The organism is Microbacterium ginsengisoli (assembly GCF_000956535.1).
In the GTDB taxonomy this organism is placed as follows: domain Bacteria; phylum Actinomycetota; class Actinomycetes; order Actinomycetales; family Microbacteriaceae; genus Microbacterium; species Microbacterium ginsengisoli.
In genome coordinates this window covers 1-1,317 of sequence record NZ_JYIY01000012.1, presented here as the reverse complement: position 1 = coordinate 1,317, position 1,317 = coordinate 1, and the positions used below count along the sequence as shown (strand labels likewise).

Here is a 1,317-nt window from a genome sequence, read left to right as displayed (position 1 = left end):
CGCTAGGGCGTGTTGATCAAGAAGGTGCGGGGTGGCCAGCCGCCGCGAGTTGCGCGGGAGAATGGGCGTGTGAAGATCCAGGTGCTGCATATCGAGGATTGCCCGAATTGGCAGGAGGCGGGCGATCGAGTACGGCTGGTGCTCGACTCGATCGGACGGGGCGATGTTCCGGTGGAGTTCGTGTTGATCCGCACCGAGGCTGAGGCGGTGAGCTCTGGTTTCGCGGGCTCGCCCACGATTCTTCTGGACGGTCAGGACTTGTTCCCGTCCCAGGGGAACACTGCCGACTTGGCGTGCAGGGTCTATCTGACCGAGCGCGGCTTTGCGGGTGCGCCGACGGTGGGACAGCTTGAGCGCACGCTGCAGGAGCGCGAAGCGCTCAGCGGAGATCGGTCTTGATCCAGATCAGCGCCGCGGCGAGGCTGACGGCGGCTCGGTAGTTGCGGGCGAGTTTGTCCGAGCGCATCGCGATGCCGCGCCACTGCTTGAGACGGTTGAAGCAGCGTTCTACGACGTTGCGTCCCTTGTAGCGTTCCTTCTGCTTGTCGCCGAAAGCGATCGGCCGGCCCGGCTTCTTGCGGCGGTGCGCGATCTGGTCGTCCCGCTCGGGGATGGTCGCCGCGATCCTCCGGTCGCGGAGCCAGGCGCGGTTCGCCCTTGAGGGGTACCCCTTGTCGGCGAGCACCCGGTCGGGGCGGGTGCGGGGGCGGCCCTTCCCGTCGCGGGGAACGCGGATGTTCTCCAGCACCGCGCTCATCATCGTGGTGTCGTTGATGTTCCCGGCGGTGATCATCATGCTCAGCGGCCGGCCGCGGCCGTCGCAGACCAGGTGCAGTTTGGTCGTCAGCCCGCCGCGGGAGCGTCCGATCCCGTGATCAGGCGGCTCGGACCACGGATTCTTGTGATTCGGCACAGCCCCCTGTGTCCCGGGCGAGGGTCGCGCCGTGCTGATGCACGCGCGCGATCGTGGAGTCGATCGAGACGACCCAGTCGATTTCCCCAGCGGCGTCGGCCTGCTTCTGCACCTCGGTGAGCAGCTTCTGCCAGGTGCCGTCCCCGGCCCACCGGTTGAACCGCTTGTAGATCGAGTTCCACTTCCCGAACCGTTCCGGAACGTCACGCCACGGCGCACCGGTCCGGTACTTCCACGCCATCCCCTCGATAGCGAGCCGGTGATCCGTCCACGGCCGCGACCGACCGGTCACCGTCGGCATCAACGGCTCCATCACGGCCCACACCTCGTCAGAGATCTCCTGTCGCGTCACCGTTCAAGACTCACCCACCGAGGAGCGGAACCTCTTGATCAACACGCCCTAG

Annotated in this window: 2 protein-coding genes; one reads left to right on the top strand and one right to left on the bottom strand. The window is 66.7% G+C overall.

Annotated features, from left to right (window positions below; all coding sequences use genetic code 11):
• Nucleotides 1-69: 69 nt before the first annotated feature.
• Nucleotides 70-399: a hypothetical protein gene (locus RR49_RS00080; RefSeq protein WP_026095586.1), complete on the top strand. Its 330-nt coding sequence runs from the start codon at nt 70-72 to the stop codon at nt 397-399.
• Here RR49_RS00080 and RR49_RS15215 read toward each other — a convergent pair.
• Nucleotides 380-1,226, bottom strand: a protein-coding gene (locus RR49_RS15215; RefSeq protein ID WP_233449959.1) for an IS5 family transposase whose coding sequence is annotated in 2 segments (ribosomal slippage) — nt 380-919 and nt 921-1,226 — 846 coding nt in all. Because the reading frame shifts where the segments join, the coding sequence is not laid out codon by codon here. The genes RR49_RS00080 and RR49_RS15215 overlap by 20 nt on opposite strands.
• Nucleotides 1,227-1,317 lie beyond the last annotated feature (91 nt).